The sequence below is a fragment of the Algibacter mikhailovii genome (genome assembly GCF_014651495.1).
Taxonomy (GTDB): domain Bacteria; phylum Bacteroidota; class Bacteroidia; order Flavobacteriales; family Flavobacteriaceae; genus Algibacter_E; species Algibacter_E mikhailovii.
The window spans coordinates 149,133-169,529 of the sequence record NZ_BMWZ01000004.1 but is presented as its reverse complement, the minus strand read 5'-3'; the positions used below and the strand labels follow the sequence as shown (position 1 = coordinate 169,529).

The 20,397-nt window shown below is 34.7% G+C and carries 19 protein-coding genes and 6 tRNA genes; 23 read left to right on the top strand and 2 right to left on the bottom strand.

All coding sequences use genetic code 11. The features are described 5' to 3' along the window. Nucleotides 1-46: 46 nt before the first annotated feature. The 18 genes from rpsU (at nt 47) to IE051_RS09400 (ending at nt 15,421) form a co-directional block, all read left to right on the top strand. Nucleotides 47-241, top strand: a complete 195-nt coding sequence (rpsU, locus tag IE051_RS09485; RefSeq protein ID WP_189360540.1) for a 30S ribosomal protein S21 — start codon at nt 47-49, stop codon at nt 239-241. Nucleotides 242-381: 140 nt separating this feature from the next. Then, nucleotides 382-1,272: a tyrosine-type recombinase/integrase gene (locus IE051_RS09480; RefSeq protein WP_189360539.1), complete on the top strand. Its 891-nt coding sequence runs from the start codon at nt 382-384 to the stop codon at nt 1,270-1,272. 36 nt (nt 1,273-1,308) lie between these two features. Next, on the top strand, nt 1,309-1,611 hold the full coding sequence (gene hpf, locus IE051_RS09475) for a ribosome hibernation-promoting factor, HPF/YfiA family (RefSeq protein ID WP_189360538.1): 303 nt from the start codon (nt 1,309-1,311) through the stop codon (nt 1,609-1,611). Nucleotides 1,612-1,712: 101 nt separating this feature from the next. Further along, nucleotides 1,713-1,786: transfer RNA gene (locus IE051_RS09470), tRNA-Thr, on the top strand. Nucleotides 1,787-1,835: 49 nt separating this feature from the next. Then, nucleotides 1,836-1,917 (top strand) — tRNA-Tyr (locus tag IE051_RS09465). Nucleotides 1,918-1,989: 72 nt separating this feature from the next. Continuing rightward, nucleotides 1,990-2,062 (top strand) — tRNA-Gly (locus IE051_RS09460). Between the two features lie 90 nt (nt 2,063-2,152). Next, a tRNA-Thr gene (locus IE051_RS09455) sits at nt 2,153-2,224 on the top strand. A gap of 68 nt (nt 2,225-2,292) precedes the next feature. Continuing rightward, nucleotides 2,293-3,480 (top strand): elongation factor Tu, encoded by a 1,188-nt coding sequence (gene tuf, locus IE051_RS09450; RefSeq protein WP_189360537.1) that lies wholly within the window; start codon nt 2,293-2,295, stop codon nt 3,478-3,480. Between the two features lie 64 nt (nt 3,481-3,544). Continuing rightward, a tRNA-Trp gene (locus IE051_RS09445) sits at nt 3,545-3,617 on the top strand. Nucleotides 3,618-3,697: 80 nt separating this feature from the next. Continuing rightward, complete coding sequence (secE, locus tag IE051_RS09440) at nt 3,698-3,895, top strand: preprotein translocase subunit SecE (RefSeq protein ID WP_189360536.1); 198 nt, start codon at nt 3,698-3,700, stop codon at nt 3,893-3,895. An 11-nt stretch (nt 3,896-3,906) separates the two neighbouring features. Continuing rightward, nucleotides 3,907-4,461, top strand: a complete 555-nt coding sequence (gene nusG / locus IE051_RS09435) for a transcription termination/antitermination protein NusG (protein WP_189360535.1) — start codon at nt 3,907-3,909, stop codon at nt 4,459-4,461. A gap of 71 nt (nt 4,462-4,532) precedes the next feature. Next, entirely contained in the window at nt 4,533-4,970 is a 438-nt protein-coding gene (gene rplK, locus IE051_RS09430; protein ID WP_189360534.1) for a 50S ribosomal protein L11, read from the top strand. A gap of 20 nt (nt 4,971-4,990) precedes the next feature. After that, nucleotides 4,991-5,680 carry a 50S ribosomal protein L1 gene (rplA, locus tag IE051_RS09425; RefSeq protein WP_189360533.1) on the top strand — a complete coding sequence of 230 codons (690 nt, stop codon included), beginning with the start codon at nt 4,991-4,993 and terminating at the stop codon, nt 5,678-5,680. A 20-nt stretch (nt 5,681-5,700) separates the two neighbouring features. Beyond that, on the top strand, nt 5,701-6,222 hold the full coding sequence (gene rplJ / locus IE051_RS09420; protein ID WP_189360532.1) for a 50S ribosomal protein L10: 522 nt from the start codon (nt 5,701-5,703) through the stop codon (nt 6,220-6,222). Between the two features lie 65 nt (nt 6,223-6,287). After that, nucleotides 6,288-6,662, top strand: coding sequence for a 50S ribosomal protein L7/L12 (rplL, locus tag IE051_RS09415; protein ID WP_189360531.1), 375 nt, complete (start codon nt 6,288-6,290; stop codon nt 6,660-6,662). Nucleotides 6,663-6,786: 124 nt separating this feature from the next. Further along, nucleotides 6,787-10,599, top strand: a complete 3,813-nt coding sequence (rpoB, locus tag IE051_RS09410; RefSeq protein WP_189360530.1) for a DNA-directed RNA polymerase subunit beta — start codon at nt 6,787-6,789, stop codon at nt 10,597-10,599. A 32-nt stretch (nt 10,600-10,631) separates the two neighbouring features. Further along, nucleotides 10,632-14,933 carry a DNA-directed RNA polymerase subunit beta' gene (gene rpoC / locus IE051_RS09405; RefSeq protein WP_189360529.1) on the top strand — a complete coding sequence of 1,434 codons (4,302 nt, stop codon included), beginning with the start codon at nt 10,632-10,634 and terminating at the stop codon, nt 14,931-14,933. Nucleotides 14,934-15,103: 170 nt separating this feature from the next. Then, nucleotides 15,104-15,421 (top strand): DUF3467 domain-containing protein, encoded by a 318-nt coding sequence (locus tag IE051_RS09400; RefSeq protein WP_189360528.1) that lies wholly within the window; start codon nt 15,104-15,106, stop codon nt 15,419-15,421. Nucleotides 15,422-15,512: 91 nt separating this feature from the next. Here IE051_RS09400 and IE051_RS09395 read toward each other — a convergent pair whose 3' ends face one another. Beyond that, nucleotides 15,513-17,102 carry a peptide chain release factor 3 gene (locus IE051_RS09395; protein WP_189360527.1) on the bottom strand — a complete coding sequence of 530 codons (1,590 nt, stop codon included), beginning with the start codon at nt 17,100-17,102 and terminating at the stop codon, nt 15,513-15,515. A gap of 128 nt (nt 17,103-17,230) precedes the next feature. Here IE051_RS09395 and idi point away from each other — a divergent pair, with 128 nt between their 5' ends. From idi to IE051_RS09370, 5 genes are all read left to right on the top strand, one after another. Then, on the top strand, nt 17,231-17,755 hold the full coding sequence (gene idi / locus IE051_RS09390) for an isopentenyl-diphosphate Delta-isomerase (protein ID WP_189360526.1): 525 nt from the start codon (nt 17,231-17,233) through the stop codon (nt 17,753-17,755). After that, nucleotides 17,752-18,159, top strand: a complete 408-nt coding sequence (locus tag IE051_RS09385; protein ID WP_189360525.1) for a 6-pyruvoyl trahydropterin synthase family protein — start codon at nt 17,752-17,754, stop codon at nt 18,157-18,159. Before idi ends, IE051_RS09385 begins: the two co-directional genes overlap by 4 nt. Beyond that, a complete protein-coding gene (locus IE051_RS09380; protein ID WP_229796771.1) occupies nt 18,140-19,132 on the top strand; it encodes a type I phosphomannose isomerase catalytic subunit in 993 nt (330 codons plus the stop codon). Before IE051_RS09385 ends, IE051_RS09380 begins: the two co-directional genes overlap by 20 nt. A 27-nt stretch (nt 19,133-19,159) precedes the next feature. After that, nucleotides 19,160-19,408 (top strand): hypothetical protein, encoded by a 249-nt coding sequence (locus IE051_RS09375; RefSeq protein ID WP_189360524.1) that lies wholly within the window; start codon nt 19,160-19,162, stop codon nt 19,406-19,408. Between the two features lie 61 nt (nt 19,409-19,469). After that, nucleotides 19,470-19,543: transfer RNA gene (locus IE051_RS09370), tRNA-Thr, on the top strand. Nucleotides 19,544-19,657: 114 nt separating this feature from the next. Here the strand turns inward: IE051_RS09370 and IE051_RS09365 are convergent. Continuing rightward, nucleotides 19,658-20,347, bottom strand: coding sequence for a DUF4369 domain-containing protein (locus tag IE051_RS09365; protein WP_189360523.1), 690 nt, complete (start codon nt 20,345-20,347; stop codon nt 19,658-19,660). Nucleotides 20,348-20,397 lie beyond the last annotated feature (50 nt).

The following is a 20,397-nucleotide window of genomic DNA, read 5'->3' as shown; positions in this document are numbered from 1 at the left end:
TACATTTGCAGCCTGAAAAATCTAAAAGAGAGGAGGTTAAGACACTATGTTAAAAATCCCAGTAAAAGAAGGAGAAAATATAGATAGAGCGTTAAAGCGTTACAAGCGTAAGTTTGTTAAAACAACTACTAAAAACCAGTTGCAAGAACGTAAGCAATTTAATAAACCTTCTATAGTGCGCAGAACTCAAGTTCAGAAAGCACAGTACATCCAAGGTTTAAGAGATGCGGAAGCCGTATAGGTTCTGTTTGTCATTATTATAAAGTCCCGCTTCATGCGGGATTTTTTATTTATTCAGTTTTTTTGTTGCCATATAAAGTGATCTAAAAGTTGTTGCATAAATTTATAACCTATAACTTTAAGGCTTTAACCTCCATACATATGTCTTTTAAATCATTTACAGATTATTTATTGTTGGAAAAGAACTATTCAAAATTGACAGTAAAGGCCTATAATAATGATCTAAACACATTTTTAGATTTTGTGAAGACCTCATATGAAGTTAACACAATTAATGATGTTAACTACGCTCAAATTAGAAGTTGGATTGTTAGTTTGGTAGAAACTAAATTATCAAATAGAAGTATCAACCGAAAAGTATCGGCATTAAACACCTATTATAAATTTCTCTTAAAGATTGGTGATATTAAAAGTAATCCGTTATCCAAACATAAAGCCTTAAAGACTAGTAAAAAAGTACAGATACCATTTTCTGAGACTGAAATGGAAACAGTTCTGGATGATTTAAAGTTTGATAATAGCTTTGAGAGTACAAGGGATAAATTAATTATTGAATTGTTTTATTCTACAGGCATCAGGCGAATAGAGCTCGTTAATCTTAAATTGAATAATTTGGATCTAAATTCTAAAGCCTTAAAAGTATTAGGTAAGCGAAATAAAGAACGCGTTGTGCCTTTACTTGATTCTGTTATAGAAACACTGCATGCTTATTTAAAAAAGCGGCTAGAACTAGATGAAGTTGTGGATGAAGTTTTTTTGTTTTTAACCAAAAAGGGAGTAAAAATATATGAAACACTTGTGTACAGAATAATAAATGAGTATTTTAGTTTGGCATCTTCAAAGGTAAAGAAGAGTCCACATATTCTAAGGCACTCCTTTGCTACTCATTTGTTAAATCAAGGTGCCGATTTAAATGCTGTAAAAGAACTTTTAGGACATTCAAGTTTGGCTTCTACTCAGGTTTATACACATAATAGTATAGCTGAACTCAAAAAAGTCCATGTGAATGCGCATCCTAGAAGCAAAAAATAGTACTATATAAATTATTGTCTAACCAAAAATAATATTATGAAGGTGAACATCCAATCAGTTAATTTTAATGCAGACCAGAAGTTGATCCAATTTGTTGAACAACGTATGAATAAATTAGATATGTTTTATGATAAAGTCATTAATTCTGATGTTTTTTTGAAAGTTGAAAATACAAGTAATAAGGAAAATAAAATATTTGAGGCAAGAGTAAGTGTACCGGGTGATAGTTTTGTTGTAAAGAAACAATGTAAAACCTTTGAAGAAGGGGCAGATATAGCTGTTGCATCATTGGAAAGGCAGTTGAAAAAGAGAAAAGAAAAATTAAGAGCACATTTATAGTAAAATTTTCTAAAAAATGTTTTGATTAAAATAAAAAAACTATACATTTGCAGTCCGTTAGAAATAACGGGCTTTTTTTATGCGTCAAAAGTGTAAAAAATGCCGATGTAGCTCAGCTGGCTAGAGCAGCTGATTTGTAATCAGCAGGTCGTGGGTTCGAGTCCCTCCATCGGCTCTTTGAAAAATTGAAAAATATACTTTTAAATTTAGTTTAAAAGTGGTCCGGGGAGATACTCAAGCGGCCAACGAGGGCAGACTGTAAATCTGCTGACTACGTCTTCGCAGGTTCGAATCCTGCTCTCCCCACAACTAGTCCTATTTTATTAGGTGTTTATTTGAAATATTGAAAACCATAACAAGTTTAGGCTTGTTTAAATTGCGAGAGTAGCTCAGTTGGTAGAGCGTCAGCCTTCCAAGCTGAATGTCGCCAGTTCGAACCTGGTCTCTCGCTCTAAAATTCCTGCGAAGGCAGGAATCTCTTCTTTCTGTTAAAGCGGTTTTAAAAGAACTTGTGTGAAAGAATAGGAAATAAAAACTTTACGCCGGTGTAGCTCAGGGGTAGAGCGTTTCCTTGGTAAGGAAGAGGTCACGAGTTCAAATCTCGTCATTGGCTCTATAAAGAGTATGTAAATTAGAATACACGAATATTATTATATAACTAAGATTAAAATTATTTAAAACATGGCAAAGGCAACTTTCGATCGTTCAAAACCACACTTAAATATTGGTACAATTGGACACGTAGATCACGGTAAAACAACTTTAACTGCTGCTATTACTAAAGTATTAGCTGATGCAGGTTTATCAGAAGCAAAAGATTTCGATCAAATCGATAACGCTCCTGAAGAAAAAGAAAGAGGTATAACAATTAATACTTCTCACGTTGAATACGCAACAGCTAATCGTCACTACGCTCACGTTGACTGTCCAGGTCACGCCGATTACGTAAAGAACATGGTTACTGGTGCTGCTCAAATGGATGGCGCTATTTTAGTAGTAGCTGCAACTGATGGTCCTATGCCACAAACTCGTGAGCACATCTTATTAGGTCGTCAAGTAGGTATTCCTCGTATCGTTGTATTCATGAATAAAGTGGATATGGTTGATGATGAAGAGTTACTTGAATTAGTAGATATGGAAATCAGAGATTTATTATCTTTCTATGAGTATGATGGAGATAATGGTCCTGTAATTGCTGGTTCTGCTTTAGGAGCACTTAATGGTGAGCAAAAGTGGGTTGATACTGTAATGGAATTAATGCAAGCTTGTGATGATTGGATCGAAGAGCCTGTACGTGATATGGATAAGCCTTTCTTAATGCCTATCGAAGATGTATTCTCTATTACTGGTCGTGGTACTGTTGCAACTGGTAGAATTGAAACTGGTGTTGCTAACACTGGGGATCCTGTTGAGATTATTGGTATGGGAGCTGAGAAATTAACTTCTACTATTACTGGTATTGAAATGTTCCGTCAAATATTAGATAGAGGTGAAGCTGGTGATAATGCTGGTATCCTATTAAGAGGTATTGAAAAATCTCAAATCTCTAGAGGTATGGTTATTACTAAGCCAGGTTCTGTAACACCACACAAAAGCTTCAAAGCTGAGGTTTATATCTTGAAAAAAGAAGAAGGTGGACGTCATACTCCATTCCATAATAACTACCGTCCACAGTTTTACGTACGTACAACTGACGTAACTGGTAACATTGCTTTACCTGATGGAATTGAGATGGTTATGCCTGGAGATAACTTAACAATTACTGTTGAGTTGATTCAACCAATTGCAATGAACGTAGGTTTACGTTTCGCTATCCGTGAAGGTGGTAGAACAGTTGGTGCAGGTCAGGTAACTGAGATATTAGACTAATACTAGTTTAAACAAATAAATAGTTAAGGTATTCCGTTTTTGCGGAATGCCTTGACTTATGTTTACGGGCGTAGCTCAGTTGGTAGAGCACTGGTCTCCAAAACCAGGTGTCGGGAGTTCGAGTCTCTCCGCCCGTGCTAATGAAATTAGATTTACAACATGTTTTAAAATGTTAGTGTAAATTAAATTTCACTTTAAATTTCAAAGATTAAAAAAAATGGCAGGAATTGTAACATATGTAAAAGAATCATTTGGGGAACTAAAAAATAATGTGACATGGCCAACTTGGGCAGAGGCGCAAAGTTTAACGGTTTTAGTTGCTGTGTTTTCTATTATATTTTCTCTTGCTATTTGGGGAATAGATACAGTATTCAGTAAAGTTATAACAACTTACTTTCAATGGATTAACGGTTAAAAGGAAAATTTATGTCTGAAGTAAGTGAAAAAAAATGGTACGTTGTTCGCGCTGTAAGTGGTCAGGAGAACAAAATCAAGACGTATATTGAGAATGAAATTGCTCGTTTAGGAATGAGTGATTACGTTGACCAAGTATTAGTACCTACCGAACGCGTTATCCAGATTAGAAACGGAAAGAAAGTTCATAAAGAAAAAGTGTTTTTTCCAGGGTATATCATGGTGCAAGCGAATTTAACCGGTGAAGTGCCGCATATAATAAGATCAGTTACAAATGTGATTGGTTTTTTGGGTGAAACTAAGGGCGGTGATCCAGTGCCTTTAAGACAATCTGAAGTTAATAGAATGTTAGGTAAAGTAGATGAGTTAGCGGTTGAAGAATCGGCAAACGTTGCGATACCATATACAAAAGGAGAAACGGTTAAAGTTATAGACGGACCGTTTAATGGGTTTGATGGTACTATTGAAAGTATTAATGAAGAAAAGCGTAAGCTTGAGGTAATGGTTAAGATTTTCGGAAGAAAGACGCCATTAGAATTGAGTTACATGCAAGTTGAAAAAGTATAATAGTGTTACATTAAGATAGATGCGTCTTTCGCTTCCAAAAGAAGGACAGAATCAAAATTAAATTATTAAAAATGGCAAAAGAATTAGGTAAAGTAGTTAAGTTACAAGTTCGGGGAGGTGCTGCGAATCCATCGCCACCGGTTGGACCCGCTTTAGGAGCTGCAGGTGTTAACATCATGGAGTTCTGTAAGCAATTCAATGCCAGAACCCAAGATAAGGCAGGTAAAGTATTACCAGTTGTTATCTCTGTTTACAAAGACAAATCATTTGACTTTGTAATTAAAACGCCACCAGCAGCAGTTCAATTATTAGAATCCGCAAAGGTGAAGAAGGGGTCTGGAGAGCCAAACCGAAAAAAAGTAGCTAAAGTATCTTGGGATCAGGTTAAGACCATCGCAGAAGACAAAATGGTAGATTTAAATGCATTTACTATTGAATCTGCTATGAAAATGGTTGCTGGAACAGCAAGATCGATGGGAATAACTGTAACAGGGAAATTTCCTTCTTAATCTATTAAAGACATTAGAAAATGGCAAGATTAACAAAAAAGCAAAAAGAAGCTTTAGCAAAAATTGAAAAAGGTAAAATTTATTCTGTTGATGAAGCATCAGCATTAATAAAAGAGATTACCAATACTAAGTTCGACGCATCAGTAGATTTAGCTGTACGTTTAGGTGTAGATCCTAGAAAAGCAAATCAAATGGTGAGAGGCGTGGTTTCTTTACCACATGGAACTGGTAAGGATATGAAAGTATTAGCATTAGTAACACCAGATAAAGAAGCAGAAGCTAAAGAAGCTGGCGCTGATTATGTTGGTTTAGACGAATATCTTGATAAAATCAAGAGCGGATGGACAGATGTGGATGTTATTATTACTATGCCTAGTGTAATGGGTAAGTTAGGTCCTTTAGGACGTGTATTAGGTCCTCGTGGTTTAATGCCTAACCCAAAGACAGGTACAGTTACAATGGATGTTGCTAAAGCAGTAACAGAAGTAAAAGCTGGAAAAATTGACTTTAAAGTTGATAAAACTGGTATTGTACATGCAGCGATTGGTAAAGCATCATTTAGTGCTGATAAAATTGCTGGAAATGCAAATGAATTATTAACAACATTAATTAAACTAAAACCGACAACTGCAAAAGGAGTTTATGTAAAAAGCATATTTATGTCTTCTACAATGAGTCCTAGTATTGCTGTTGATCCTAAAATTGGTTAATTAAGTTAAAACTTTAAATTATGACAAGAGAAGAAAAATCACAAGTAATTGAGGAATTAACTGCAGAATTAGCTAATAATGCAAATATCTATTTAACAGATATTTCAGGATTAAATGCAGGAACTACCTCTAATTTACGTAGAGCAGCTTTTAAAGCTGACGTAAAAATGGCAGTTGTTAAAAACACGTTACTTGCTAAAGCCATGGAAGCATCAGACAGAGAGTTTGGAGATCTTCCTTCAGTGCTTAAAGGAAATACATCTGTGATGTATTCTGAAACAGGTAATGTGCCAGCTAAGTTGATAAAAACATTCCGTAAGAAATCAGACAAACCTTTATTAAAAGGAGCGTTTATTGAGGAAGCTGTTTATATTGGCGATGAGCAATTAGACATGTTAGTAGACATCAAATCTAAAGAAGAGTTGATTGGAGAGATTGTAGGATTACTACAATCGCCTGCTAAAAATGTTATTTCCGCACTTAAATCAGGTGGTGGAACTATAGCTGGTCTTATTAAAACACTATCTGAAAAAGAAGGATAGTATTAAATAGTACGCACTTTATTACAATTATATTATTATTACAAAATTATTAAAACGATAGAAAAATGGCAGATTTAAAAGATTTCGCAGAACAATTAGTTAACCTTACTGTAAAAGAAGTAAATGAGTTAGCAACTATATTAAAAGATGAGTATGGTATCGAGCCTGCTGCTGCTGCTGCAGTTGCTGTTGCTGGTCCTGCTGGAGGTGGAGAAGCTGAAGAAGCTCAAACTGAATTTGATGTTATCTTAAAAGCGGCTGGTGGTTCTAAATTAGCAGTTGTAAAATTAGTTAAAGAATTAACTGGTTTAGGATTAAAAGAAGCTAAAGGTTTAGTTGATGATGCACCAAGTGCAATCAAAGAAGCTGTTACTAAAGATGAAGCTGAGGCTTTAAAAGCATCTTTAGAAGAGGCTGGAGCTGAGGTAGAGGTTAAGTAATCTTACCATCTCAAAAACACAAAGGTTTAGGTCTGGAGTTTAATCTCTTGGACCTAGACCATTTTGCGTATATAATCATTACATACGCTATTATTATTTTTTTTAATCAAAATTCCGTCCATTGATGTTATCAACACAAGCTGAAAGATTAAATTTCTCGTCTATTAGAAATAAGACATCATATCCAGATTTCTTGGATATACAGATAAAATCCTTCCAGGATTTTTTCCAATTAGAGACAAAATCTGAGGAAAGGGGTGATGAAGGGTTATATAACACCTTCATGGAGAACTTTCCAATTACAGATTCTCGTAATCAATTCGTATTAGAGTTTTTGGATTACTTTGTAGATCCACCAAGATACGCTATTGAAGAATGTATAGAAAGAGGTCTTACTTACAGCGTCCCTCTTAAAGCAAGGTTAAAGTTATATTGTACAGATCCTGAACATGAAGATTTCGAAACCATTGTTCAAGATGTTTACTTAGGAACGATACCTTACATGACACCTTCTGGTACCTTTTGTATCAATGGTGCAGAACGTGTAGTAGTTTCTCAATTACACCGTTCGCCAGGGGTATTCTTTGGCCAATCTTTCCATGCTAATGGAACAAAACTGTATTCAGCAAGGGTTATACCATTTAAAGGATCTTGGATAGAGTTTGCAACAGACATCAATCAGGTGATGTATGCTTACATTGATAGAAAGAAAAAATTACCTGTTACAACGCTTTTCCGTGCTATCGGTTTTGAGCGTGATAAAGATATTTTAGAGATTTTTGATTTAGCTGAAGAAGTTAAAGTATCAAAATCTGGATTAAAGAAGTACTTAGGAAGAAAATTAGCAGCACGTGTTTTAAATACATGGCATGAGGATTTTGTTGATGAAGATACGGGCGAGGTTGTTTCTATTGAGCGTAATGAAATTGTTCTTGATCGTGATACAATTCTTGATAAAGAAAATATAGATGAAATTCTTGATGCTGATGTAAAAACGGTTCTTTTACATAAAGAAAGTACTGAACAAGGTGATTATGCTATTATTCATAATACACTACAAAAAGATCCAACAAATTCTGAAAAAGAAGCTGTTGAACATATCTATAGACAATTACGTAATGCAGAGCCGCCAGATGAGGAAACGGCTCGTGGAATTATAGATAAGTTATTCTTTTCTGACCAACGTTACTCTTTAGGAGAAGTAGGTCGTTATAGAATGAATAAGAAATTACAATTAGATATTGGAATGGATAAGCAAGTGCTTACCAAAGAAGATATCATTACTATAATAAAATATTTAATCGAGCTTATTAATTCTAAAGCTGAGATTGATGATATTGATCACTTATCTAACCGTCGTGTGCGTACCGTAGGAGAGCAATTATCATCTCAATTTGGAGTTGGTTTAGCGCGTATGGCTAGAACTATTCGTGAGCGAATGAACGTGCGTGATAACGAGGTATTTACACCAATCGATTTAATTAATGCTAAGACCTTATCGTCTGTTATTAATTCTTTCTTTGGTACAAACCAGTTATCTCAATTTATGGATCAAACCAATCCATTAGCTGAAATTACGCATAAGCGTCGTTTGTCAGCTCTTGGACCTGGAGGTTTATCAAGAGAAAGAGCAGGTTTTGAGGTTCGTGATGTTCACTATACGCACTACGGAAGACTTTGTCCTATTGAAACACCAGAGGGACCAAATATTGGTTTGATTTCTTCACTTTCAGTATTTGCGAAAGTTAATTCAATGGGATTCATTGAAACACCATATAGAAAAGTTACTGATGGTGTTGTTGATATTAAAAATGATCCAACATATTTAAGTGCTGAAGAGGAAGAAGAAAAATTAATCGCCCAAGCAACTGTTGAAGTTGATGAGGAGGGTAAAATTTTACATGATAAGGTAATTGCTAGAATGGAAGGTGACTTCCCTGTAATTGATCCAAATGACTTACATTATACGGATGTTGCACCTAATCAAATTTCATCTATTTCGGCGTCTTTAATTCCATTTTTGGAGCATGATGATGCGAATAGAGCCTTGATGGGATCAAACATGATGCGTCAAGCAGTGCCACTGCTAAGAGTAGATGCACCAATTGTAGGGACAGGATTAGAAAGACAAGTAGCTTCAGATTCTAGAGTATTGATTAATGCTGAAGGACGAGGAGAAGTACTTTATGTTGATGCTAACGAAATAAAAATTAGATACGATCGTACAGAAGATGAGGCTAAAGTTAGTTTTGATAGTGATGTTAAAACTTACCAATTAGTTAAATTCAGAAAAACGAATCAGGGTACATCTATTAACCTTAAACCTATTGTGGTTAAAGGTGATATTGTTACCAAAGGTCAAGTTTTATGTGAAGGTTATGCTACACAACAAGGAGAATTAGCCCTTGGTAGAAATATGAAGGTGGCCTTTATGCCATGGAAAGGGTATAACTTTGAGGATGCAATTGTTATTTCTGAAAAAGTTGTTCGTGAGGATATATTTACCTCTATTCATATTGATGAGTATTCTCTTGAAGTAAGAGATACGAAGTTAGGTAATGAAGAATTAACTAATGATATTCCAAATGTATCCGAAGAAGCTACTAAAGATTTAGACGAAAACGGAATGATTCGTGTTGGTGCCGAAGTAAAACCTGGAGATATTCTTATTGGTAAGATTACTCCAAAAGGTGAATCTGATCCAACACCTGAAGAAAAATTACTTCGTGCAATCTTTGGAGATAAAGCTGGAGATGTAAAAGATGCTTCTTTGAAAGCTTCACCTTCATTACATGGTGTTGTTATCGAGAAAAAATTATTTGCTAGAGCAGTAAAAGATAAGCGTAAGAGAGCTCAGGATAAGGATGATATTCTTGCCTTAGAAGCTCAGTATGACAGAAAGTTTGATGAACTTCAAGAAGTTTTAGTAGATAAACTTTTTGCTATTGTTAACGGAAAGACAGCTCAAGGTATCTATAATGATTTAGGTGAAGAAGTTTTACCAAAAGGTAAAAAATTCACACTTAAAATGTTAAATGCTGTTGATGATTATGCGCACTTAGTATCCGGAAAATGGACGACTGATGAGCACACTAACACATTAGTAGCTGATTTAATTCACAACTATAAGATTAAGGAAAATGATCTTCAAGGGGCTTTACGTCGTGAGAAGTTTACTATTTCTGTTGGAGATGAATTGCCAGCTGGTATTATCAAATTAGCAAAAGTTTATATTGCTAAGAAACGTAAACTGAAAGTAGGAGATAAGATGGCAGGACGTCACGGTAACAAAGGTATTGTTGCTCGTATTGTTCGTCAAGAAGATATGCCATTCTTAGAAGATGGAACGCCAGTTGATATTGTATTAAACCCTCTTGGTGTACCATCTCGTATGAACATTGGGCAGATTTATGAAACGGTATTAGGCTGGGCTGGTCAAAAATTAGATCGCAAATATGCGACACCAATTTTTGATGGTGCAACAATTGATCAAATTAATGGATATACTGATGAAGCAGGTATTCCAAGATATGGTCATACGTATTTATACGATGGTGGAACTGGACAACGTTTCGATCAACCGGCAACTGTTGGTGTGATCTACATGTTGAAACTAGGACACATGGTAGATGATAAAATGCACGCTCGTTCTATAGGACCTTACTCATTAATAACACAACAACCATTAGGTGGTAAAGCACAGTTTGGTGGTCAGCGTTTTGGTGAGATGGAAGTTTGGGCACTTGAAGCATATGGTGCATCAAGTACCTTACGAGAGATCTTAACTGTAAAATCTGATGATGTTATTGGAAGAGCTAAAACTTACGAAGCAATCGTAAAAGGTGAACCAATGCCAGATCCAGGATTACCAGAATCATTCAACGTGTTAATGCACGAATTGAAAGGTTTAGGTTTGGATATCAGATTAGAGGAGTAGTTAATTAATTAAATTCATTTCAACCATTTATTATGGCAAGAAAACAAGATAAAAATACAGTTAAGAGATTTAATAAAATCTCAATTGGTTTAGCATCACCAGAGTCTATATTAGCAGAGTCTAGAGGTGAGGTTTTAAAACCTGAAACTATCAATTATCGAACTCACAAACCTGAACGTGATGGTTTGTTCTGTGAGCGTATTTTTGGTCCTGTAAAGGATTATGAGTGTGCTTGTGGGAAATATAAAAGAATTCGTTACAAAGGTATTGTTTGTGACCGTTGTGGCGTTGAAGTAACAGAAAAGAAAGTACGACGTGATCGCGTAGGGCATATCAATTTAGTTGTTCCTGTTGCGCACATATGGTACTTCCGTTCTTTACCAAATAAAATAGGGTATTTATTAGGTTTACCTTCTAAGAAATTAGATATGATTATTTACTACGAACGTTACGTAGTAATACAGCCTGGTAATGCTAAAAATGAAGAAGGAGAGCCAATTCAAAAAATGGATTTCCTTACTGAGGAAGAGTATTTAAATATTCTTGAAACGCTTCCGCAAGATAATCAGTATTTAGATGATGAGGATCCAAACAAGTTTTTAGCTAAAATGGGTGCTGAATGTCTTATAGACTTATTAGCTAGAATCGATTTACAAGAATTATCTTATGAATTGCGTCATAAAGCCAATACTGAAACGTCTAAGCAACGTAAGACAGAAGCTTTAAAGCGTTTGCAAGTTGTAGAATCTTTAAAAGAATCTAATTTAAACAGAGAGAATCGTCCAGAATGGATGATCTTAAAAGTAATTCCAATTATTCCGCCAGAATTAAGGCCTTTAGTACCTTTAGATGGTGGTCGTTTTGCGACGTCTGATTTAAATGATTTATACCGTCGTGTTATTATTCGTAACAATCGTCTAAAGCGATTGGTAGAGATCAAAGCACCAGAAGTAATTTTACGTAATGAAAAGCGTATGTTACAAGAATCTGTGGATTCATTGTTGGATAATACGCGTAAATCATCGGCAGTAAAAACGGATTCTAACCGACCTTTAAAATCACTTTCAGATTCTTTAAAAGGTAAACAAGGTCGTTTTCGTCAAAACTTATTAGGTAAGCGTGTTGATTATTCTGCACGTTCTGTAATTGTTGTAGGACCAGAATTGAAACTGTTTGAATGTGGTTTGCCTAAAAATATGGCTGCCGAGCTATACAAGCCTTTCGTAATTAGAAAATTGATTGAAAGAGGGATTGTAAAAACGGTAAAATCTGCAAAGAAGATTATAGATAAAAGAGAACCTGTTGTATGGGATATCTTGGAAAATGTTTTAAAAGGACATCCAGTTCTTTTAAATCGTGCGCCTACATTACACCGTTTAGGAATTCAGGCATTCCAGCCTAAATTAATTGAAGGTAAAGCGATCCAATTGCACCCATTAGTGTGTACTGCATTTAATGCGGATTTTGATGGGGATCAAATGGCTGTGCATTTACCTCTAGGTCCTGAAGCAATATTGGAGTGTCAATTATTAATGTTGGCATCACATAATATTTTAAATCCTGCAAATGGTTCACCAGTAACGGTACCTTCTCAAGATATGGTACTTGGTCTTTATTATATGACCAAGTTAAGAACGTCTACTCCAGAAGTGCCAATTCAAGGTGAAGGATTAACTTTCTATTCGCCAGAAGAGGTTGAAATAGCTTTTAATGAAAAGCGTGTTGACTTAAATGCAGGAATTAAAGTAAGAACTATTGATATTAATGAAGATGGGAAGCTTGACAGAATGATTGTTGAGACTACTGTTGGTAGAGTTTTATTTAATCAACATGTACCTGAAGCTGCAGGATATATCAACCAAGTACTTACTAAAAAATCGTTAAGAGATATTATTGGAGAGATTCTTAAAAGAACTTCAGTTCCAGAAACCTCTGATTTCTTAGATGCGATTAGAACACTAGGATTTAAGTTTGCCTTCCAAGGTGGATTATCATTTAGTTTAGGTGATATTATTATACCACCAGAAAAACAAGGAATGATTGATAAGGCTAATGGATTAGTTGACGGTATTACTGGAAACTATAATATGGGACTTATTACTAATAATGAACGTTACAATCAAGTTATTGATATTTGGACTTCAACAAATGCTGAATTGACTGAATTATCAATGAAGCGTATTAGAGAAGATCAGCAAGGGTTTAACTCGGTGTTTATGATGCTTGATTCTGGAGCTCGTGGATCTAAAGAACAGATTCGTCAGCTTACTGGTATGCGTGGATTAATGGCGAAACCTAAAAAGTCTAATGCAGGTGGTGGTGAAATTATTGAAAATCCTATTTTATCTAACTTTAAAGAAGGACTTTCAATTTTAGAGTACTTTATATCAACGCACGGTGCACGTAAAGGTCTTGCAGATACGGCTCTTAAAACGGCAGATGCTGGATATTTAACACGTCGTTTGGTTGATGTATCTCAGGATGTTATCATTAATACTGAAGATTGTGGAACATTAAGAGGTGTTGAAGTTGAGCCATTGAAAAAGAATGACGAAGTTGTTGAGACATTAGAGGAACGTATTGTTGGTCGTGTGTCATTGAATGACGTCTTTAATCCATTAACTGATGAGTTGCTAGTTTCAGCTGGGCAATTAATAGAGGATGATATAGCTAAAGCTATTCAAGCGTCTCCTATTGAGAGTTTAGAAGTACGTTCAGCATTAACTTGTGAAGCCTTAAAAGGTATTTGTACTAAATGTTATGGCCGTAACTTGGCTACCGGTAAGATGGTACAACGTGGTGAAGCTGTAGGTGTAGTTGCTGCACAATCTATTGGTGAACCTGGAACGCAATTAACATTAAGAACATTCCACGTAGGTGGTATTGCAGGTAACATTTCAGAAGACAACAAATTATCTGTTAAGTTTGACGGTGTTGCTGAAATTGAAGATTTAAAAACTGTTAAAGGTCAGGATAGTGAAGGAAATGATATTGATATCGTTATTTCTAGAACTTCTGAACTTAAACTTATAGATAAGAAAACAGGTATTATTTTAAGTACTAATAACATTCCTTACGGTTCTACCATTAATATTAAAAATGGTGACAAACTAAGTAAAGGTGATGTAGTATGTACTTGGGATCCTTATAACGGTGTTATTATTTCAGAATTTGCTGGTAAAGTAAAATATGAAAACATTGAACAAGGGGTAACATACCAAGTTGAAATCGATGAGCAAACTGGTTTCCAAGAAAAGGTAATTTCTGAATCAAGAAATAAAAAGTTAATCCCAACACTTCATATTGTTGATGAAAGTGGTGAAACTACCCGTTCTTACAATTTACCAGTTGGCGCACACTTAATGATTGATGATGAAGAGAAAATTAATGTTGGTAAGATCTTAGTTAAGATACCACGTAAGTCTGCTAAAGCTGGTGATATTACTGGTGGTCTTCCTCGTGTAACTGAATTGTTTGAAGCGAGAAACCCTTCTAACCCTGCGGTAGTAAGTGCTATTGATGGTGTTGTTTCTTTCGGAAAAATCAAAAGAGGTAATCGTGAGATTATTATAGAGTCTAAAACTGGTGATATTAAGAAATACTTAGTTAAGTTATCTAATCAAATTCTTGTTCAAGAGAATGATTATGTTAAAGCGGGTATGCCTTTATCAGATGGTTCTATAACACCTAATGATATTTTAAATATCAAAGGCCCATCTGCGGTACAACAATACTTAGTAAATGAAGTACAAGAAGTATATCGTTTACAAGGTGTTAAAATTAACGATAAGCACTTTGAAGTTGTTGTAAGACAAATGATGCGTAAAGTTAGAATTATAGATTCTGGTGATACTATTTTCTTAGAAGATCAATTGGCTCATAAAGCTGATTTTATCAAGGAAAATGATGATATTTTTGGTAAGAAAGTTATTGAAAATGCAGGTGACTCGGCAACTCTTAAAGCCGGTCAAATTGTAACGCCACGTGAGTTAAGGGATGAAAATTCTATTTTACGTCGTGAAGACAAGGCATTGGTTGAAGCTAGAGACGCTCAGCCAGCAACAGCTACGCCAATACTTCAAGGTATTACTCGAGCTTCACTTCAAACTAAATCGTTTATTTCAGCGGCATCTTTCCAAGAAACAACGAAAGTACTTAATGAAGCTGCAGTAGCAGGTAAGGTTGATTCGTTAGAAGGCTTGAAAGAGAATGTAATTGTTGGACATAGAATTCCAGCAGGTACAGGTATGAGAAACTATAGCGACATAATAGTGGGCTCTAAAGAAGAGTTTGACGAAATGATGCAAGTTAAGCAAGAATTGAATTATAATTAATTAAAAGACCAGTCTTACCTTGGTGAGATTGGTTTATTACATATTTTCCTGCGAAGGCAGGAATCTAGAAAAACAAAAGCCTTCAGTATTTTAAATTGAAGGCTTTTTTAATTTAAGAACAATATATTAATATAGCTTTTGCTGCAGTGAAAGCGATAAATAGAGCAATAATGGAAGACGGAAAAGATAAGCCAAAACAAGGGCAAATTAATATTGAATTGGATGAAAAGGTTGCTGAAGGCACCTATTCTAACCTTGCAATAATTAACCATTCGGTTTCAGAGTTTGTAGTGGACTTTGTAAATATTATGCCTGGAGTACCTAAAAATAAAGTAAAATCAAGAATTATTCTTACGCCACAGCATGCCAAACGTTTAATGAAAGCTTTAGGAGAAAATGTGTCTAGATTCGAGCAAGCTCATGGTGAAATTAAAGATTATGAGCAGCCGTCTATTCCTCTAAATTTTGGACCAACTGGTCAGGCATAAGCGCAAAAATGTCATAAAAAAGAACATAAAAAAAGGCCGCAAAGGGCCTTTTTTTATGTTCTATATCTACCTAAGTCCAAGTAATCTTGGTCTATGAAAATTCAGATGTAAAATGTAATTTGACGTTAGGATATTTTTGCTGTGTCATTTGCAGGGAGAATATCGAATCGGCTAGAAAAACAAGTTGATTTTGCTTGTCTTTTGCTAAAAACCGTTGCTTTACCCTAACGAACTCTTTATATTCATCAGTGTTGGAGTTAGAAGGATCTACCCAACATGCCTTATGAACATTTAAGTTTTCATAAGTACATTTGGCACCATATTCATGTTCTAATCTGTATTGAATAACTTCATACTGCAGTGCACCAACAGTACCAATTACTTTTCGTCCATTAAGCTCTAGAGTGAATAATTGTGCAACACCTTCATCCATTAATTGATCAATACCCTTAAATAATTGTTTTGATTTTAAAGGGTCAGCATTATTTATATATCTAAAATGTTCCGGAGAAAAACTAGGAACTCCTTTGTAATTTAACTTTTCACCTTCCGTTAATGTATCTCCAATTTTAAAATTCCCGGTATCTTGTAAGCCAACAATATCCCCTGGAAATGAAATGTCTACAATTTCCTTTTTTTCAGCAAAAAAGGCATTAGGACTAGAAAATTTAACTTTTTTATTATGCCTTACGTGCAAATAAGGCGTGTTTCTTTTAAATTCTCCAGAAACAATTTTAATAAAAGCTAATCGGTTTCTATGATTGGGATCCATATTAGCATGGATCTTAAAAACAAAACCAGTAAATTTATTTTCTTCTGGCTTCACAAGACGTTCTTCACTTTCTTTGGCTCTTGGCTTGGGCGCAATTTCTACAAAACAGTCTAATAGTTCACGTACCCCAAAACTGTTTAATGCAGAACCGAAAAATACAGGTTGTAAGGTGCCATTTAGATAATCTTCATGATCAAATGCTGGATAAATACCTTCAACTAATTCTATTTCTTCACGCAATGTCTCTGCTGATGTATCACCAACTAAATCATTTAATTCAGATGATTTAAGGTCAGAAATCTCAATAGTATCTTCTATATTTTTTCTGCTGTCACCACTAAAAAGATTGATGTTTTTTTCCCATATATTGTAGATGCCCTTAAAATCATAGCCCATTCCAATTGGAAAACTTAACGGTGTAACGGTCAATCCAAGTTTTTGTTCTATTTCATCGAGCAATTCAAAGGCGTCTTTCCCTTCACGATCCATTTTGTTTATAAAAACAATCATAGGGATATTTCGCATCCTACAAACTTCAACAAGTTTTTCGGTTTGTTCCTCAACACCTTTTGCAACGTCAATAACCACAATAACACTGTCTACTGCCGTAAGTGTTCTAAACGTATCTTCGGCAAAATCCTTATGACCCGGTGTATCTAGAATATTTATTTTAATCCCATTGTATTCAAAAGCCAGTACGGAAGTAGCCACCGAAATTCCACGTTGACGTTCAATTTCCATAAAATCACTCGTGGCCCCTTTTTTTATTTTATTACTTTTAACGGCACCAGCTTCTTGAATGGCACCACCAAATAGTAATAATTTCTCAGTTAACGTCGTTTTACCGGCATCTGGGTGCGAAATGATACCAAAAGTTCGTCTGCGTTCTATTTCTTTTAAAAAACTCATAAATGTTTGTGCAAATGGGTTGCAAAGATACTATTTCTAGTTCATTAGAATTATAAGTTATAGTATCATTTTATTTTTCTATTTAGAAATATACTTTTTAATAATTTAGTTGGTATTTTTGTTAGACTATGGAAGAAGAAAAAGTAATTCTTGTTAATGAACAAGATGAACAGATAGGACTGATGCCTAAAATGGAGGCGCATGAAAAGGCATTGTTACACCGGGCATTTTCTGTGTTTATATTTAATGACAACAATGAATTGATGTTGCAACAACGGGCACTTGATAAGTACCATTCGCCTGGACTTTGGACTAATACGTGTTGCAGTCATCAACGTGATGGAGAATCAAACCTGCAAGCGGGGAAAAGACGTTTGAATGAGGAAATGGGATTTACAGTTGACTTGAAGGAATCCATATCATTTATTTACAAGGCGCCATTTGATAATGGATTAACAGAGCATGAGTATGACCATGTAATGATTGGTCATTATAACGATGAGCCTGAAATAAATCCAGATGAAGTAGCGCATTGGAAATGGATGTCTTTAGAAGATATAAAAGCTGATATTGCTCTTAATTCAAATGTGTATACAGAATGGTTTAAGGTGATTTTTGATAAGTTTTATGAATATATAAACGTGAAATCATGAGTGTAAAAGTCAGTAGAAGAGCCCATTTTAATGCCGCGCATAGACTCTACAGGAAAGATTGGAGTTTTGAGAAAAATGATGCCATTTTTGGTAAATGTAACAATCCAAATTTTCATGGGCATAATTATGAACTTATAGTTAGTGTTACAGGCGAGATTGATGAAGAAACGGGTTTTGTTATTGATGTAAAGATTTTAAAAGACATTATTAAAAGCGAAATTGAGGAAGCCTTTGATCACAAAAATTTAAATCTTGAGGTTGCTGAATTTAAAGATTTAAACCCTACTGCAGAAAATATAGCCGTTGTAATCTACAATAAGATAATACCAAAAATAAGTCCATCATTACAATTAGAAATAACGCTTTACGAAACACCTAGAAATTTTGTCACATATTCAGGATAATAAGAACCCACAATGGTACCCTCTAAAGTTTTATCCCATTTTAAAGGATAAAATTTGGGGCGGTCAAAAACTAAATGAAAAGCTTAATAAAGTTTCTAATTTACCTAACATAGGTGAAAGTTGGGAAATAAGTGATGTTGAAGGCGATACATCTATAGTGGCGAACGGGGTTTTTAAAGACCAGTCTTTAAAGGACCTATTAGAAGCATTTGGTAAGGACCTTTTAGGTTTGCAGAATTACAGAATATTTAAAAATAAGTTTCCTTTGTTGATTAAGTTTATTGATGCTAAGGAAGATTTGTCCATCCAATTACACCCCAATGATGAGTTGGCTGCAGAACGACACAATTCATTTGGTAAAACGGAAATGTGGTATGTCATGCAGGCCGATGCCGATTCAAACTTAATTGTAGGCTTTAATCAAGAAATGACTAAGGAAAAGTACTTATATCATTTGGAGAATAAAACCCTTCCTAAGATCTTAAATTTTGATAAGGTTAAAAAAGGAGATACTTATTTTATTGAAGTTGGTAGGGTGCATGCTATTGGAGCGGGCGTTATGCTTGCCGAAATACAACAAACTAGCGATATTACGTACCGGGTTTATGATTGGGACAGGGTGGATGATCAAGGCAATGAGAGAGACCTGCACAATGATTTGGCTATAGATGCTTTTGATTTTGATATGCCAGATAATTTTAGAGTGCCTTATTCTAAAACTAAAAATGTATCGAATGAAATGGTGGCGTGCCCATATTTTACAACCAGTTATTTAAGTTTAGATAAGTCTATTCAAAAAGTAAATCATACGAACTCTTTTATCATTTATATATGCGTTGAAGGCGAGGTTACGATTGCTGCAAATGGGGTTGAAGAGCATTTATATACTGGGGAAACTCTATTGCTACCAGCGGCAATTAAGGACTATGAAATTAATACTAAAAATGCAGGGCTTTTGGAAGTTTATGTGTAGTTTTGTAACCAATTTAAATAAGAAATTATGGCAAATGTTAGAGATTTAAAAAAAGATATTAATTACGTTTTAGGTGATATTATTGAACTTGTATATAACGTAAATACGGATAAAAGCGAAGCAATTATTGATGAAGCTATTGAAACATTTGATGAGTTGATAGCTAAGGTAAATAATAAAAATGTTGAAAACCCAAAAGCACATTTTAAAGCTATAAAGCAAGAACTGGAGGATAAAGGGAAGGCTTTAATTGATAAAATTAATAAGCTTGGATAAAATTTTTTAACGGACTGCTTGTAAATGTCATTATAGATATTATATTTGCACCCGTTAAAATGCCGATGTAGCTCAGCTGGCTAGAGCAGCTGATTTGTAATCAGCAGGTCGTGGGTTCGAGTCCCTCCATCGGCTCTAAAAACTTCACTTTTGTGAAGTTTTTTTTTGCCTTATAATTACGTTACGTGGTACTATAAAAAAAGCCTTTTCGTAAGAAAGGCTTTTTTTAGCATAGCGTAATCGCTTTTATTATTGTTCAATACTCTTTATAAATTCATCCAGTTGTACGCCATATTTTGAAGCTTTTACTTTTGGCGTTAATGACTTGTTTATGGTGTCTAATAGCTCTAATTTGGCATTATATATTTCAGAAAGCGCAAGGTAAGGAGCAACTTCACTATCCTTATTATTAAGAGCGAAATTTACAGTGTACAAATACTTGCGCTTTATGGCGTTATTTTGCTCCTTTTCAATAGCTTTTAATTTAGAGGTATCACCCGCTTTTCGTGCTTCAAAAGATTCTTTAATTAAATCTAAATTTCTATTGTTAGTTATAGAAATATATTTTTGATATTTTTCCCAAACCTTTTGTTGCTCAGATCCTTTGATTTCCGCATCAAAAATGAAGTTTTTTAAAGTTGTATTAATTTCTGTAACACCTTTATCGGCAAAAAAAGCAATGGCATCCTTTTTCAAACTATTTTTATCTAGGTATAGATAAAATACCTCTGGGGTATCTAGGGCACTATAAAGTTCAATATTAGTTTGTCCATTGATAGCCATGGAATCAACAGTCACCAAAGTTGTATCTTCTATTTTTTTTAGATAAACTGTCCCTTTCTGTAATCCTTTTATATGAGCCTTGACGGTTAAATCATTTTGTTTGTTTCCGCAAGCTATAATAGATATGGCAATAAGTAATAAAGCTATTTTTTTCATTGAATTTTGTAAATTTTGAGGGCAAATATCATATAATTATTAGTTATATA